The sequence below is a fragment of the Peribacillus acanthi genome, from assembly GCF_003073175.1.
Classification (GTDB): domain Bacteria; phylum Bacillota; class Bacilli; order Bacillales; family DSM-1321; genus Bacillus_BN; species Bacillus_BN acanthi.
This window is the reverse complement of the sequence record NZ_QBBX01000006.1, coordinates 74,092-90,723: the sequence shown is the minus strand read 5'-3', so window position 1 is coordinate 90,723 and position 16,632 is coordinate 74,092. Positions and strand designations below refer to the sequence as shown.

Annotated in this window: 12 protein-coding genes and 1 riboswitch; of the genes, 10 read left to right on the top strand and 2 right to left on the bottom strand. The window is 36.3% G+C overall.

Translation table 11 applies throughout. The features are described 5' to 3' along the window. Positions 1-200: 200 nt before the first annotated feature. Entirely contained in the window at positions 201-1,187 is a 987-nt protein-coding gene (locus tag DBX25_RS07760) for a DMT family transporter (RefSeq protein ID WP_108670214.1), read from the bottom strand. Positions 1,188-1,691: 504 nt separating this feature from the next. Between DBX25_RS07760 and nhaC the strand changes: the two genes are divergently transcribed. The 10 genes from nhaC to DBX25_RS07710 all read left to right on the top strand — a co-directional run bounded on the left by nhaC (position 1,692) and on the right by DBX25_RS07710 (position 16,198). Further along, positions 1,692-3,074 (top strand): Na+/H+ antiporter NhaC, encoded by a 1,383-nt coding sequence (gene nhaC, locus DBX25_RS07755; RefSeq protein WP_108670213.1) that lies wholly within the window; start codon positions 1,692-1,694, stop codon positions 3,072-3,074. Positions 3,075-3,286: 212 nt separating this feature from the next. Then, positions 3,287-6,427 (top strand): efflux RND transporter permease subunit, encoded by a 3,141-nt coding sequence (locus DBX25_RS07750; RefSeq protein WP_108670212.1) that lies wholly within the window; start codon positions 3,287-3,289, stop codon positions 6,425-6,427. A 40-nt stretch (positions 6,428-6,467) separates the two neighbouring features. Next, positions 6,468-7,349 carry a TetR/AcrR family transcriptional regulator gene (locus tag DBX25_RS07745; protein WP_108670211.1) on the top strand — a complete coding sequence of 294 codons (882 nt, stop codon included), beginning with the start codon at positions 6,468-6,470 and terminating at the stop codon, positions 7,347-7,349. Positions 7,350-7,443: 94 nt separating this feature from the next. After that, positions 7,444-8,532: an SDR family oxidoreductase gene (locus DBX25_RS07740; RefSeq protein WP_108670210.1), complete on the top strand. Its 1,089-nt coding sequence runs from the start codon at positions 7,444-7,446 to the stop codon at positions 8,530-8,532. A gap of 11 nt (positions 8,533-8,543) precedes the next feature. Beyond that, positions 8,544-10,091, top strand: a complete 1,548-nt coding sequence (locus DBX25_RS07735) for an aldehyde dehydrogenase family protein (protein WP_108670209.1) — start codon at positions 8,544-8,546, stop codon at positions 10,089-10,091. A 77-nt stretch (positions 10,092-10,168) separates the two neighbouring features. Beyond that, positions 10,169-10,269: riboswitch (yybP-ykoY riboswitch) on the top strand. 136 nt (positions 10,270-10,405) lie between these two features. Then, positions 10,406-11,185, top strand: a complete 780-nt coding sequence (locus DBX25_RS07730; protein WP_108670208.1) for a TerC family protein — start codon at positions 10,406-10,408, stop codon at positions 11,183-11,185. Positions 11,186-11,334: 149 nt separating this feature from the next. Then, on the top strand, positions 11,335-12,543 hold the full coding sequence (locus DBX25_RS07725) for an MFS transporter (RefSeq protein WP_108670207.1): 1,209 nt from the start codon (positions 11,335-11,337) through the stop codon (positions 12,541-12,543). A 284-nt stretch (positions 12,544-12,827) separates the two neighbouring features. Further along, positions 12,828-14,192: a DUF5667 domain-containing protein gene (locus DBX25_RS20905; RefSeq protein ID WP_205685191.1), complete on the top strand. Its 1,365-nt coding sequence runs from the start codon at positions 12,828-12,830 to the stop codon at positions 14,190-14,192. Between the two features lie 111 nt (positions 14,193-14,303). Then, positions 14,304-15,059, top strand: a complete 756-nt coding sequence (sigI, locus tag DBX25_RS07715) for an RNA polymerase sigma factor SigI (RefSeq protein WP_240620208.1) — start codon at positions 14,304-14,306, stop codon at positions 15,057-15,059. Continuing rightward, the gene (locus DBX25_RS07710; protein ID WP_157950912.1) at positions 15,059-16,198 is read left to right on the top strand and encodes an anti-sigma factor domain-containing protein; all 1,140 of its coding nucleotides are present in this window, start codon (positions 15,059-15,061) and stop codon (positions 16,196-16,198) included. The genes sigI and DBX25_RS07710 overlap by 1 nt, the downstream gene beginning before the upstream one ends. 50 nt (positions 16,199-16,248) lie before the next feature. Here DBX25_RS07710 and DBX25_RS07705 read toward each other — a convergent pair whose 3' ends face one another. Next, positions 16,249-16,440, bottom strand: coding sequence for an alpha/beta-type small acid-soluble spore protein (locus DBX25_RS07705; RefSeq protein ID WP_108670204.1), 192 nt, complete (start codon positions 16,438-16,440; stop codon positions 16,249-16,251). Between the last annotated feature and the right edge of the window lie 192 nt (positions 16,441-16,632).

Here is a 16,632-nt window from a genome sequence, read left to right as displayed (position 1 = left end):
GGATTAGTTATATTTATTAGTACTAATAAGATAAGGATTACTAATAATTCACTTAAATCTCTTCGAATATTCCGCTTAAAAAGCCAAGCTATCCATTTAATCGAAATCACCTCTTAAATGTTATTCTCTTTAGGTGAAAGAAAATCCTTTTTGTACTTCTAGGGAAAACTTCAATAATGAAGTTAAAGGATTAATCATAGCTATCCTTTTGACTCAATCTCTGCAGTGGGTGTGTTAATTTGTGAGGCATTTATTTTCTTCATATTAAACGTATGAGCAATTATTCCGATGATAATTAAAAGAATTCCCAAAATAGTAAGACCAGAAGGTAAGGGGCTTGCTAAAAGAATAGACTCCCCTCCAATAACAAAAAGTATCTGAGAAGATTGTGTAGACTCCACAGATGCAAGTTTACCTTGATGATTCCTTACACGATTCGTGGCAATAAAGAATAAAGAGGTAGCAATTACTCCTGAACAGATTGCCACAATCAATGATTGAATCACTTGGTCTGAGCTTGGTGGACCCACTTTTATGTAAGCTATACTACTGATCAATAACCACACGGGTAAACTTGCTAAAGTCATTCCTAATATCCTCTGAAAGGTATCTAGTTTCCCATTGCAAAGTTCCATCATCTTTCGATTTCCAAGGGGGTAAGCAAATGCAGCAATTACAACGGGTAGAATTCCTAATACCATTTCAGATAAGGATAAAGTACTGTTATTTTGTAACTGTATGAACATAACACCTACCAAAATTAAAGTGGATATGGCTAAAGCTCTTTTATCAATTGAATATCTTTGTTTGACTGTTCCTGAAGAAGTTTGAATAACAGTATAAAATAATGGGGCTATTAAAATCCCTGCTACAATCGTGAATTGCCAAGTACCTGCTATTAACCAACCAGGTCCATATGATGCAGCAAAAGTAATCGGAGCGTAAAAAAGCACAAAGCCAACACAGCTCCATCCAAACCATTCTATTGGTGCTTTATTTATCTCTTTAAAAACTTGTGTACCATTTTTTCTTATAAATACAATCAAGAATAAAAATGGTAGCATGAACAAAAATCTTAAGGAGGAGCTCCACATCCAACTTCCTCCTGACAGTTCCATGGATCGATTTAAGACGAATGTAACTGCAAAAAACATCGATGAAACAATGCCAAGGGTCAGCTCTTTCAAAAAAAATTCCTCCTTTCTGAAATGGAAATGCCATCCTATTAATAAGGTACAATATAAAGGTTTTATCAGTATATATAAAGTTCATCTTCTGGGGAAAATTTTAAAATTTGATTAGTGTTTCAGCTTTTGCTAAAAAAATTTCTTGACCACTTGTAGGATATCAGCTATATTACTAATATGCTTTACCGCTTAAAAGCGTCTAAGTGTAAATGAATATCTTTCTTGTTAGCAGTTTGAAGTAATGATTCTGGATGCAGCAAATAGAAACCGGATGGGTGATGGAAGTCCGGGCAACAGATGATTGAAATACACCTGCATGCAATTGAACAAGATTTTAAAGAGTGGTTGCTTCAATTTGAAGTAGCAATTAGGGTGGTACCGCGAAGCTTCTTCGTCCCTATGTGGAGATGAGGCTTTTTTGTGTTTTTTGCTTTTACTAGTGGGGCAACAGATGCAAAGGCCAATTCTACTTTTATTAATACATCATAGAAGGGTTGGTTTGTCATGCAATTAGCAGATGCAAAAATTAAGCTTACTACAATGGAAGCAAGTATATTAATTTTATTGATTTTAGGAATCATCAGTAGTGGGATCATTTTTCTTGGTGTTGTTCCACATTTGCCAATAATAATGTCTATAGTTCTATTAATGGTTTATGGAAGAAGGAAGGGCTTAAGCTTTGAAGAATTAGAAGGTGGATTAATTAAAGGTGCCACCACTGGATTGGGAGCAGTATACATTTTCTTCTTCATTGGAATGTTAATCAGTAGCTGGATGGCCAGTGGAACGATTCCAACTTTAATGTATGGTGGATTTAAGTTATTTTCTGGTACTCCTATTTATCTAGCTGCTTTTATCATTTGTTCTGTCCTTGGTATAAGTATTGGTAGTGCTTTTACCACTGCAGCCACAATTGGTGTAGCTTTTCTCGGAATGGCTGCTGCAATGGATGCCTCATTAGCCATTATGGCTGGAGCGGTTGTTTCAGGAGCGTTTTTAGGAGATAAAATGTCACCAGTTTCCGATACTACAAACTTAGCTTCTGGGACATTTGGTGTTTCACTCTTTGAACATATTAAAAATATGCTTTGGACAACTGTCCCTGGATTTATTATATCCGCAATATTATTCTGGATTCTCTCACCAGGAACTGAAACGAAAACAGGGGAGATTAAAAACTTCATACAAGCACTACAAGCCGAAACTTCAATTGGTTGGACAAGCTTAATTCCATTTATTTTGGTAACAGTATTTGCCATTAGAAAAGTTTCTGCCATTCCAACATTGTCGGTTAGTATTTTAAGTGCAGTGGCGATCAGTTTTATGAATACGAAAGAAATGACACTTGCAAAAATGTCTTCTATTCTTTTTTCAGGCTTTGTTATGGAAAGTGATTTCGAACAGCTAAATACGATTCTCTCAAGAGGTGGAGTCGAGAGCATGATGTTCTCTATTTCATTAGTGCTTTTAGCTTTAGGACTTGGCGGATTACTCTTCATGCTTGGAATCATTCCTGCACTATTAAAATTTATCGAAAGATTTTTAACGTCAACACTTAAATTAGCTGCATCAACTGTAGCAACAGCTATTTCTATTAATGTTTTAATTGGTGAACAGTATTTATCTATCCTTTTAACAGGAAGCACCTTCCAAAGTCATTTTGAAAGGTTAAAGCTTTCGAAAAAGACTTTATCCAGGATTTTGGAAGATTCAGGAACTGTTATCAACCCTCTAATTCCTTGGGGGGTGTCAGGAGTGTTTTTGACAGAGGTTTTAGGAGTATCCACGCTTCAATATGTACCATTTACATTCTTCTGCCTACTTTGTCCAATTCTGACATTAGTCAGTGTGTCTACAAAAATAGGTATCTCAAACACTGAATCATAAACATTAGGAGCTATTCCTTCGTCAATCAATTGGCTTAAGGTAAATTAGCTCCTTTTTTAGATTTGACTATCAAGTCACTGACTTTATAAACCCCCAACAGGTATCCCTCATTGAAATCAACTATCACTTTAGATATAGTTAATTTAATATTTCCCAAAAATGAATTGACTTAATGGTCAAATACATCATGTACCAAGAAAGGTGACTCAGCTTTGAAAATAAGCGCTTTCTCTATTAGAAGACCAGTTTTCACACTTGTAACGATGGTGTTATTACTCGTTTTAGGTGCGGTATCCTTATTAAATATCCCAGTGAAATTAATTCCGGAAATCAAACCTCCCGTTGGAGTAGTCGTAACCACCTATGAAGGTGCGAGCCCTATAGAAGTTAACGAGAAAATTACCAAGCCTTTAGAAGCAAATTTGTCGACACTACCTGGATTAAAAACCATTACTTCCACATCACAGGAAGGCGCAAATTTTACCCTTTTACAATTTTCTTGGACTACTGACATTGATGAGGTGCAGTCAGATGTTCTACAGAGAATCGATGGAACTCCTCTACCAGATGATGTAGAAAAACCAAGATTTCTAAAATTTGATCCGGCACAATTCCCTATCATCCAACTTTCTTTGCGTTCTGAAAGTAATCCAAAGGCTCTACGAAGCCTTGCAACGGATTTGCAAAAGGAATTAACGAAAGTAGAAGGTGTAGCAAGTGTTACAATCTCAGGATCACTGACAGAACAAATTAGAATTAATCTCAACCAAGATAAGCTAAAGACCTATGGACTAAGCCAAAGTGACTTAGTAGCAGTAATCCGTTCCAATAATGTTTCGATGCCAGGAGATCCAGTACTTACAGATGGCAAACAATTAACAACAAGAATTATTAGTAGCATTTCTTCTATTGAAGCAGTCAAAAATTTGGTTGTAACAGTAAACCCAATCAACGGTAATAAAGTCACCATTAAGGATGTTGCCTTAGTAGAATTGGTTAATACATCTGATGGAACTATGACAAGGACTAATGAAACTCCTTCTGTCCTTATAAGTGTATTACAACAATCAGATAGCAATACGGCGACAGTGTCCAAAGCGTTCCAACTGAAGCTGAAAGAGCTATTGGAAAAAGATAAATATAAGGACATTGAATCTGATGTATTATTTGATCAAGGAGATTATATAAAACGTGCCATCGGAAACATCTCTACATCCCTTGTCTTGGGGGGAGCACTAGCGATGGTCGTATTATTCTTATTTCTCCAGAATGTAAAAAGTCCAATTATTATCGGTATTGCCATCCCATATTCAGTAATCGTCACTTTTGTCCTCATGTTTTTCTCGGATTTCACATTGAATATCATGACACTTGGTGGATTGGCACTTGGAATTGGGATGCTAGTAGATAACTCAATTGTGGTTATTGAAAATATTTACCGTCATCTTTCAATGGGTAAGAATCCAAAAACCGCTGCAGCTGATGGAGCGCGTGAAGTTGGAGGGGCAATTACCGCTTCCACATTAACCACTGTTGCTGTTTTTTTACCAGTAGTGTTCGTATCAGGTATCATCGGAGATTTGTTCACTGAATTTGCTCTTACGATTTCATTCAGCTTAGTTGCATCTCTATATGTGGCTCTGACGGTCGTCCCAATGTTAGCAAGCCGCTGGTTAAGAGGGGGAAACGATAGGGTAGAGGAAAAAAGGAAACATTCTTCATTTATGAAAGGACTGGATCGTTCTATTAGATGGTCGCTACATAATAGAGTAAAGGTATTACTAATCACCGTTCTATTTTTGGTGATGGGGGGATTCGGATTAACGACAGTAGGAACCCAGTTCTTGCCTAGTACAGATGAAGGATATTTTTCAATCAAGATTAAGCTTGAAAATGGTGCTGCGATAAGTGAAACAGATAAAGTTGTTTCGGCATTGGAATCACAATTGAAGAATCAAGAGGATGTAGATGTGTATGTTGGGCTGATTGGTACGACTCAAGAAGAATCTTTCCGAGGAACAACAAAGGCAAACACAGCTGAAGTTTATGTCAAATTAAAACCTTTAGAAAAAAGGGATAAAAGTGTTTTCCAATTTGTCGATGATGTGAAAGCGAATCTTGAAAAGGCTGCCCTTGATGCTAATCCAACTACAGAATTAAAGTTCATTTTGCAATCTACTACCGGATCTGAACAATATACATTGACCTTTAATGTAAAGGATACTGATCCTATTCGTCTAAAAGAAACGGTGAAGAGGATAAGTTCTTCCTTAAAGGAAATTAAAGGTGTATCTGATCTGTCTACCGATTTGAATGAGACTGTTGAGGAGATTCAAATCCAAGTCAATCGGGATAAAGCACTCCAGGCTGGAATGCCCCCTGCAAGGATTGCGATGTTGGTTAATGATGCGACAAGGGGAGTCACTGCAGCTCAAATCGTCGATGAAAATGCAAATGTATATTCCATTTTAGTGGAGTATGATCAGAATATCACTCAAAATATCAATAAATTGAAAACACTCAGTATAAAAAAACCTAATGGTACGTTCACCACATTAGGTGAATTAGCTTCATTTACAATTGGAAAAAGCCCATTAAAAATACAAAGGATTAATCAGCAGGATGCTATCCAGTTTACTTTGAAATATAAAGCAAAAACGAATTTAGGGGACATATCCGATGCAGTAGATAAAAAAATTAAACAATTAAAGCTGCCAGATGAAACTGAAATCGTCTTTTCAGGAGACCGTGAACTATTGGATTCGTCCATGAATGACCTATTCTTAGCTTTGAGCTTAGCAATTTTATTTATCTATTTAGTCATGGCTGCTCAATTTGAATCGTTAAAATACCCATTCGTGATAATGTTTAGTGTTCCACTTATCATTATTGGTGTATCCATTGCCTTGACGATCACTAGGACCCCAATTGGCTTGACTGCTATTATTGGTGTGATTGTACTTGCAGGAATAGTAGTAAACAATGCTATCGTCATCGTTGAATATATCAACCAACGAAAGGGAATGGGCATGGTCACCTTTGAAGCAATCGTAGCATCTGTACTTGATCGTGTTCGCCCCATCCTTATGACTGCACTTACTACGATACTTGGTCTCATCCCGTTAGCGCTAGGAATAGGGGAAGGAGCAGAAATAAACCAACCAATGGGAATAACAGTCATTGGAGGACTGATTAGCAGTACGTTCTTGACCCTGTTTATTATCCCGATTATTTATAGTTATTTTGATAAAGAAACTAGAAAATCAAAGAAAAGATTCAAAAGGGCTAACCAAAAGGTATTAATAAATGAGGAAAGAGAATTGGAAGACCTATTCAGACTCCTTAAGAAATAAAGAGCATTTGATTAGTCCACTATTAGGATGTGTAAAATAGATGAATGATAAAAAAGCATTAATTCTTGATACGGCATTGGAGCTGTTTTCAGAAAAAGGATACCATTCTACTTCCATGCAGGATATTGCATCGAAATGTAAAATTGCTAAGGGTTCCTTGTATACGTATTTTGAATCAAAAGATGAATTGTTTATGTCGATCATAAAGGAAAGCTATCTAACCTTTACCGAAAAAATGATGGATGTTGATCATGAAGCAGGCTTAACGGTACGTGAAAAATTCGAGAAACAACTATATTTACAATTGAACAATTTCATGAAATATCGGGATTTCATTCAAAAACATATGCATGATCCATCCATTTTTAAGAATAAAGAGATGGGTACTTATATGATGGACATGAGGACTAAATCCTTAAAATGGACCGTTGAAAAAATAATTAAGTTATATGGTAAAGAAGCAAGGGAAGTATCCTTTGATGCTGCTGTTATCTTCAGTGGCATAATGAAGGAATATGTTTTCATCCTATTATTCGAAGTCAAGGAACAGGATTTGTATCGACTTGCCCGTTTTTTGATGAGCAAATTGGACGATATTATAGCAGGTTCATTGAAGAAAAAAGACCAATATCTTTCTGAAGACAATTTCTTGCAATCCCTTCAAATTGAAGAGAACCACGAACCTTCTAAGCAAGAGCAAATGAACAAGTTAATACTTGAATTGAAAGAATTGTCTCAATCTCTGAACCTTGGCAAGGATAAAATGGAATTTGTCCAGACCGCCATCAATCAAATTGAAGATCAAGTTCATGCACATGGAATCGATAAAGAAGTAATCCTTGAAGGCATGTTACTTTACTTAGAAAAGTGGGACATCCCTGAAGTAAGCAACTGGGTCACTTTGTTTCGTAAGTATAAATAAGAAATCTTGCTAATCCTCTGATACTAGAGGATTTTTTGTTTTTATGAAGAATAGATTTAGAACAGGTTATTTTAATGGGGAAGAAGGGTGAAGGATGTCTCATGTTTATTTCATGACTGGTTTTCCAGGATTCATTTCCAATCAGTTGATTAGGCAATTGATTAAAACGGATCGAGAATTTTATAAAGCTTATATGCTGGTAATGCCATCAATGATAGATAAGGCGAATGAAGAAATTCGAATGATTCTGAGGGAGTTCAATTTACCTGAGGGCTCTATTAAAACCATCAAAGGGGATATTACAAAGAAAGACTTGGAGTTGCAGGAAACCATTAATTCTAATCACATCACCCATGTATTTCATCTGGCAGCCATTTATGACTTGGCAGTGCCTGAAACAGTAGCATACAACATAAATGTCAATGGTACTAAAAATGTAAATGAATGGGTAAAATCCTTGACGTCATTAAAAAGGTATGTGTATTTTAGTACGGCATACGTTGCTGGAATGCGGGAAGGGAAATTGTATGAAAACGAACTCCTAAGGCCACCAACATTCAAGAATCATTATGAAAAAACCAAATACGAAGCAGAAGTTTTGGTGGAACAACTGAAATCTCAACTACCTGTGACCATCATCAGACCCGGTATTGTAAAGGGGCATTCTGTTACAGGGGCAACCAATAAATTTGATGGTCCTTATTTTATATTAAATTTTTTAGATTCATTATCCTTTCTTCCAATCAAGCCTTATATAGGAAAAGGAAATGCAAAAATCAATCTTGTTCCGATTGATTTTATTATCCAATCAGTTGCTTATGTGTCCTTTTACGATGGTGGGAAAGGAAAAACATATCACTTAACCGACCCAAATCCATATACAGCTTCACAAGTGTATGATATGTTCGTTCAAGAATTATTTGAGCAACGGCCTATAGGGAGGCTACCTCTTTCATTAAGTAAAGCGTTTCTTTCGATTTCAACCGTTCGTAAATGGCTTCAAGTAGAAAAAGAAGCATTAGATTATTTTACATGGAAAGGTGATTTTGACTGTCAACAAGCGAAACGGGATTTAGCCACGGCAGGAATTATTTGTCCTGATTTTAAAGACGGTGTACCAGCTATGGTAAAGTTCTTTTTGGAAAATAAAGAAAATAAACAGTATCAAATTCAAATTAGATAAAGGATGTTCACATGAAACAACAAGGAATATTAAAAGTACAGTCTCCTGCAACGGGTGAGTTTTTTGCCGAGATGTTTGAGACAACTATAGAAGAAACCTCTTTTATATATGAAAAGTCAAGGAAGGCATTTCCTACTTGGTCAACCATGACCATTGATGAAAGGTTGGTTTATTTTCATAATCTTCGAAGAATCATGGTTGAGCAAATGGATGACCTGGCTAAAAAGATTTCTTTAGACACTGGCAAGGTAAAGCTTGAGGCTTTAGTGGCAGATATTATGCCTGTGTTGGATTTCTTAAAGTCACTTGATAAAACTGCAAAAAAAACCTTGGTAAGACAAAAGGTTTCTACCCCGTTATTGTTAATGGGAAAAAAATCTTATATTGAATATATGCCAAGAGGAACTGTGCTCGTCATATCACCATGGAATTACCCTTTTCAGCTAGCGATGATTCCAATTTTAAGTGCATTAGTAGGTGGAAACTGTGTCATTTCAAAACCGTCTGAAGTTACTCCTTTTGTTGGTAAAGTGATGGAAGACTTGTTTAAATTGGCTGAATTCCCAGAGGGTGTCGTTTCATTTGCTCATGGGGGGAAGGAGCTTGGGGCTACCTTGACTGAACATGGGCCGGATTATATCTTCTTCACTGGATCTGTCCGTACGGGTAAAATCATAGGGCAAGTAGCTGCGAAAAAGCTGATTCCAACTACGCTTGAATTAGGTGGAAAGGATCCAATGATTGTCCTTTCAGATGCACATTTGAAGCGTGCAGCAAAAGCGGCCGTATGGGGTGCATTTACAAATAGTGGCCAAGTTTGCATGAGTGTTGAACGGGTATATGTGGACCGTTCCGTTTACAATGAATTTTTACGTCTTGTAAAGGTAGAAGTATCACAAATGAAACAAGGACAAAGCAATTCAGATGATGTGGGTTCCATGACCTTTCCTGCACAAATTGACATTGTAAGAAACCAAATTGAAGATGCATTGTCACAAGGCGCTACTCTGGAAACCGGTATAGAGCCTAGGCATTGGAAAGAGGGAGAAATGCATGTACCGATGATGGTACTCTCTAATGTCTATAAAGGAATGAAAGTCCTTAACGAAGAGACTTTCGGTCCCATCATGCCCATCGTGCCGTTCGACACAGTGGAAGAAGTGATCTCACTTGCCAATGATAGCGAATATGGGTTGAATGCAAGTGTATGGTCAAAGAATATACAACTAGCGCAAACAGTCGCCTCACAAATTGTGTCTGGTGCTGTTGTCATCAATGATGTCATTGTGACTGCCGCAAACCATCATTTACCTTTTGGTGGAGCCAAACAAAGTGGGGTTGGCAGGTATCATGGAGAAGCAGGATTAAAGATATTCTGCCATGAAAAAGCCGTCATGGTTGATTCAGGTTGGAAATCAAGTGAAATCCAATGGTATCCCTATCATGGAAAGTACGAACTCTTTTTAAGCCTATTTAAAAGCTACTTTAAAGATCGAGTAAACTGGTTTACGTTTTTACAATCATTCCAAAAATTAATCAAGCTTTCAAAAAATAAATAATTAATAAAATATGATGTTTTTTGTTGCATGGACCTTCCACACTTAATATACTAAGAGTATAATCAAATATAATTTATTCCTTTAACAAAGGGGAGTAGCGTTAGGGTTCGCCCTAAAACAAAGTCGTCATTTCATGGAATTGTTTCCATCGGCTTTGTTGGCATATAAAAATGTGCTCAGCAAGACCTTTGCCACTAGCGGCATCGGTCTTTTTTGTTGTTTTCAAAACAGATTGGACTCATTCTCCCAAGTTTTGGATTGCAGCTAGTGGGAAAAAAGAAGAACACTAACTACAATTGGAGGTTGATTGAGAAATGGATGCTTCATTACTGTTAGAGTATGGATGGGTATTACTCGTATTAGTTGGGTTAGAAGGGATTTTAGCTGCCGATAATGCAGTAGTAATGGCTGTTATGGTCAAACATCTGCCTAAGGATCAACAAAAAAAGGCATTATTTTATGGTTTGCTGGGGGCATTCGTCTTTAGATTTGCAAGTTTATTCTTAATTTCCTTCCTAGTGGATGTATGGCAGGTTCAAGCGGTAGGTGCAGCGTATCTATTATTTATTGCCATTCATCACTTGTATAAGAAATACACTCATAAAGAAAAATTGTATGATGAAGAAAAACCACATAAGGGATCAGGTTTTTGGATGACAGTACTTAAAGTAGAGTTAGCGGACATTGCATTTGCTGTTGACTCAATGCTAGCAGCGGTTGCATTAGCAGTAACACTACCAAAAGCAGGTTGGTTCGAAATTGGTGGCATCGATGGCGGACAATTTACGGTAATGTTCCTTGGTGGTGTAATAGGCCTTGTCATTATGCGTTTTGCGGCCAACGTATTTGTTAAACTGCTTCATGATAAGCCTTCTTTAGAAACAGCAGCTTTCTATATTGTTGGATGGGTAGGAGTTAAATTAGCAGTGTTCACACTTGCTCACCCTTCTATCGCAATCCTCGATGAGCACTTTCCAGAATCTAAACCTTGGAAGATTGTATTCTGGGGTGTACTAATTGCAATCGTCGTTGCCGGCTTATTACTTTCAAGTAGAAAGAATGAAGAAAGAGAAGAAGGGTTAATGGAAAAATAGAGTGACAAAAGCTGACTATGACAAGTCAGCTTTTTCTTTTGATCTAGACTTTGTTTTGTCTTTAAATATTTCAATTATATAGACAGTAATTTACAAAAGCAGTAATATACTTAGTATTACGAAATAAAAAAATAAGGCTGTGATACGGAATGTTTCGAAATAAAAATATATGGATTTTAATGGCGGGAGAGTTCATAGCCAATCTTGGAATGTGGGTAGGAATTATTGGGAATCTTGAATTTTTACAAAAACTAGTACCATCAGATTTCCATAAATCTTTAATATTGTTTGTAGGGTTGTTCATTGGGGTGCTTTTTGGACCGATGGCAGGAAGAATCATTGATCGATCATCGAAAAAGAAGGTCATGATTTATGCAGGAATGGCACGTATTTTAGCTGTTGTATTTATGTTTGTCGCAATATGGACAGAACAGGTACTCTGGATGAGCGTTTATATGTTGGTGCTTGGAATTTCAGCTGCCTTTTATTTCCCTGCTTTACAGGCAGCAATTCCGCTAATTGCTAGAGATGATCAACTTCTAAGTTTAAATGGTTTACATATGAATGTAGGAACCGTTGCAAGAATCTTTGGTACTGCGTTAGCTGGAATGCTTCTATTGTATATTTCCTTATTCAATATGTATTTTCTAACGCTACTCTCTTATGTTCTAATACTTATTTGTACTTTAATGCTCGACATTAAGGAGGACATTCCTAAACAAAATCCAAACAAAGCACAAAAGCAAAAGGGTGGATTCAAGGAGGTATGGCCGATAATCAAATCCAATCCTCCAGTGGTGCTAGGATTGGTACTAATGCTTGTCCCAACTATGTTTATTGGAAGTTTTAATTTGATGGTTTTAAAAATCAGTGAAATGCAGCATGACCCTACAATCAAAGGCTGGTTATATACAACCGAGGGAATTTCTTTTATGATCGGGGCCTATTTCATTAAGCGCTTTTCACCAGGTCGTGATTCTGTGAAAATTCTAATGGTATGCGCAGCAGGAATCGCATTTTCACACTTGTCTCTCTTTTTTGCAGATGACAAAATCCCATCCATCATTTCTTTCGCAATATTTGGAATAGCGGCAGGCTCATTTTTTCCTGTAGCCGCCACCATGTTCCAAACCATGATTAACAGAGAATTTCATGGCCGCTTTTTCTCATTCCGAGGTATGATGGACAGAATTCTCTTCCAACTTATTCTGGTGAGTGCAGGATTCTTTTTAGATACAATTGGCTTTAAGAAAATGGTGCTCTGTTACGGAGGATTGTCGATGGCACTTGTCATTGCATTTGCAATTCGTCAAAAACAGACGAAAACAGTAATAGATAATCAATCTACTTCCATATGATAAATTGACCCTTTACCAACAGGTAAGGGTTTTTTTGTATAAAAAGTATTCTCAAAGAAAATTTCCTGATTTTTATTTAGTAAGAATCTCCCAAATGAAAAAAGAATTATTTTTAATATTTCTTTTGAAAACCCTTATATATCAACGATTTTACCTATAGGAAAATAGTTGCCATTATTTTTTGACAAACTTTTACCCCCATAAAAAATTTGTCACATAGCGTATTAGTTTCATGAAATATATTTCATACAAAAATTACAAAATTCTTATGAGGTGACACAATCATGAAAAAAGATCCTGTACGCAACGTGAAAAATTTAAATAAGCTAGCAAAGTCTACGTTAGCTTTAGTAATGGCTGGAACATTTACATTCTCTGGAGCATTTTCTGCTTTAGCTGAAGAAAACACTGCAACAAATACGGTGGAAACTGTAGACTTACAGAATATCGATTTAACAGAAACAACTGAGAAATACGAAGCTCCAGCTTTAGTACCGGGAGATTTCTTATACTTCACAAAAACGATTATCGAAAAAATCCGTTTAGCATTAACAGTTAACGATGTAAAGCAAGCAGAATTACTCTCAGAATTTGCATCTGAGCGTCTTGCTGAAGCACAAGCATTATTCGCTGAAGGCAAAAAAGAAGAAGCAATTGAAACAATTAAACTAGCAATGGGCAATATGGAAGCAGTTGAGGAAGTTGTAAAAACTGAACCAGCAGAAGAGCCAAAAGCTGAAGAACCAAAAGCTGAAGAACCAAAAGCTGAAGAACCAAAAGCTGAAGAACCGAAAACTGAAGAGCCAAAAGTGGAACAACCAAAAACAGAAGAGCCGAAAACTGAAGAGCCAAAAGTGGAACAACCAAAAACAGAAGAGCCAAAAACAGAAGAACCAAAAACAGAAGAACCAAAAGTAGAAGATGGAACGACTTCAGACGATACTGCTAAGGTAGAGGAAGATAAAGAAACAACAGAAGCTACACCTACTGAAGATTTGGCAGAATTGAAAGAATTAGAAGAAATGATGAATCAAAATTATTTCGCTTTAATGGCAGTATTGAAAAAGATGGAAGAAAAACAAATTGGTAGTCCAAAAGCATATGATGCTATAGAAAAGAACATCAAGAAAGCTTTCGATAAAGTAGCAAAGAAACTTGAAAAAATTGAAAAGAAATATGCTGAAAAAGAAGAAGAAAAACAAGAAGATCAGGCTACTACCGCACCAGTAACGGAGGATACAACTAAACCTGAAGAAACTACTTCTGAAGATAAAACAAAAACAGAAGAAACTACTGTAGTACCAGTGGTTGCTCCGGTGAAAAAAGACATACAAAAACCAGTAAAAGTTAAGCATGAGCATAAGAATGAAGAAAAACCAGCTAAAGAAAAAGTAAAGCATGAAAAAGTAGTAAAAGAAAAAGCCGTAAAACCTATAAAACCAGAAGTGAAAACACCTACAGTGCCAAAGCATGAGAAACATGAAGACAAAGGCAAAAAATATGATAGAGACCATAATAAACAACACAATCATAAACAAAAAGATCATAAAGAATCTAAATACCAAGGTAATCAAAAAGGCAAAGAGAACAGACATGATGACCACAAAGGTAATGGACACTCAAATAGAGACAAGCATGACAATAAGTAAGGTATAATTGGCCTATAAGCAACTGAAAAGATAGTCCATTTGGAACTGTCTTTTCAGTTGCTACCCCTTACAATGATAATATCGAAACTTTTGATGTTGCAATGAATTGAGGTGAGGCCAATGCTAAGTTTATTATTTTCAGCTTTAAGTAGTAAAAAAAGAAATCTAGAAGAATCCATATTCAAGATACAAGATGGCGATCTTCATCTAAGGAATGAAATCATCAAATCGTTTAAGCCCTTTATCGCGAAAACGGCATCTTCGGTGTGTAGAAGATATATTAGAGAGTCAGATGATGAATTTAGCATTGGTCTTATCGCTTTTAATGAAGCACTGGATAAATATGACCGTGAAAAAGGTAGTTCACTCATCTCTTTTGCAGAAACGCTAATAAAACGTAGAGTCATTGATTATTTACGTAGTCAGTCGAGGAAGCAACAAGATCTGCTGATGGACATGCAAAGCAATGATGAAGAGGAACAAGCACAAAATTACCTCGAAGCGGAACAATCAATGCAACAATTTCAACTGGAACTAGAGTCACAGAAACGGAAAGATGAAATTCTTCAATATACAAAAAACTTAAAGGAATTTGATGTTTCTTTTTCAGATTTGGTGGAATGTTCACCAAAACATGTGGATTCTAGGCAAAGTGCCATTTTTATCGCGAAAACCTTAATTAACGATCCAGAGATGCTTCAGGCATTATATGAAAAAAAGAGATTGCCAATTAAGCAGCTGGAAAGCAAGGTAGACGTTAGCAGGAAAACGATTGAGCGCAATAGAAAATATATAATAGCGCTAGCCATTATTTTATGCGGGGATTATATCTATTTAAAGGATTATTTAAAAGGGGTGCAGGATTAATGAGAAAGGGAATTATCATGGAAGTTGACAATCATTTTGTCACTTTACTTACCCCTGAAGGTGAATTTCTAAAATCAAAAAAAACTTATAGAGAACAACCATACATGATTGGAGAAGAAATTACTTTTTCTCCCGTTTTGAAAAATAAGGTTAATAAATGGAGTCATTTCTCCGGAACTAAAACACTAATTGCCGGAATGGTAGCATGTATGATCTTATTTTTCTCCTTATTCCCAGCGTTTAACAAAGATGAAGCATATGCTTATATGACCATCGAAGTGAATCCTGGTGTTGAAATGGCACTTGATAAAAATCTTCACGTGATTAAGTTAAGAGCACTGAATAAAGAAGGTAAAAGCATTGTCGAAGGGATAAAAGATTGGGAGGACAAGAGTGCAACTACAGTCTCTCATTTAATATTAAATTCAATGAAGGACAATGGTTTTTTAAAGAATCCTGATCAAGTGATTTTATCCACTGTTGGATTAAAGGATAAGGAAAAGAAGCAACAACTTGTTCAGTCCGTACAAAAAAGCTTACCTGTCAAAAGTGAAGTGACTGTAGTGGAAGCTACAAAAAAAGAGCGGAAAATAGCTAAAAAGCAAGGTGTTGCGACTGGTCAGTATGTAAAGTCTAAGGCAGTTGAAAAAAGTAAGCCAGAAATTAAGAAAGAACCACAAACAAAGCCGGCTTCTTCTTCAACTAAGACAGAGGAAAAAAATATACCAGTTAAACAATCATCCATTGTTAAACAAAAGAATGCTGAGAAGAAGGAAAAACCAGTTCAGCACCCTGGAAAACCTGCTACTATTACACATCCTAGGTCAAATGATTCGCATAAGAAAAATGTTCCAAATAATAATGAAAGACCTAAGAGTAATGGTGTTCGTGTTAATGAAAAACAGGATAAATCTAAGTTTAACCATTCTAATAAGGTAAAAGAAAACCGTGAAAATGATGTAAAAAAAAATAGTCATATGAATCCTCATGGAAATAAAGAAACAAATTCCCATGGCGATAGGCGCTCTGATCATAAAAGAAATTATCATAATAAAAACAAACAATCCAAAAACAACGATCCGGACAAAGAAAATCATGATTCCGGCCGTGAAAAGAAAAAAGATAATAATAGAGACTAAAACAGACAAGACCCCGGCAATCGCTGGGGTCTTTTTGCCATTGTATTCAATTATTGTCCGCGAAGTTGAGACTGTGCTTGTTGCACTAAACGCTTTGTAATTTCTCCACCTACAGATCCATTTGAACGAGAGGCAGTGTCAGAACCTAAAGAAACACCGAATTCTTGTGCAATTTCATATTTATATTGATCTAATGCTTGTTGAATCCCAGGGACTAATAGTTTATTTGAACTTCTTGCCATGATTTTTCACTCCTAAATGTTATTGACAGGTATGTAACCTGTATCCCTAGTATGAGAGGAAAGAATCTTGATTATGTTTCATTAAAAACGATGTTTGGTGGAAGGATATCCTTATATTGTGAAAGCTGGAACGTTTTTGTGTAGTTTGAAAACAGGTTAGTTTAGGGTAGATAAATTGCATTATTAATATAG

Coding starts and splice junctions, on each gene's coding strand:
- nhaC (WP_108670213.1), top strand. CDS start 1,692: ATGCAATTAGCAGATGCAAAAATTAAGCTTACTACAATGGAAGCAAGT.
- DBX25_RS07745 (WP_108670211.1), top strand. CDS start 6,468: ATGAATGATAAAAAAGCATTAATTCTTGATACGGCATTGGAGCTGTTT.
- DBX25_RS07740 (WP_108670210.1), top strand. CDS start 7,444: ATGTCTCATGTTTATTTCATGACTGGTTTTCCAGGATTCATTTCCAAT.
- DBX25_RS07735 (WP_108670209.1), top strand. CDS start 8,544: ATGAAACAACAAGGAATATTAAAAGTACAGTCTCCTGCAACGGGTGAG.
- DBX25_RS07730 (WP_108670208.1), top strand. CDS start 10,406: ATGGATGCTTCATTACTGTTAGAGTATGGATGGGTATTACTCGTATTA.
- DBX25_RS07725 (WP_108670207.1), top strand. CDS start 11,335: ATGTTTCGAAATAAAAATATATGGATTTTAATGGCGGGAGAGTTCATA.
- DBX25_RS20905 (WP_205685191.1), top strand. CDS start 12,828: ATGAAAAAAGATCCTGTACGCAACGTGAAAAATTTAAATAAGCTAGCA.
- DBX25_RS07710 (WP_157950912.1), top strand. CDS start 15,059: ATGAGAAAGGGAATTATCATGGAAGTTGACAATCATTTTGTCACTTTA.
- DBX25_RS07705 (WP_108670204.1), bottom strand. CDS start 16,440: ATGGCAAGAAGTTCAAATAAACTATTAGTCCCTGGGATTCAACAAGCA.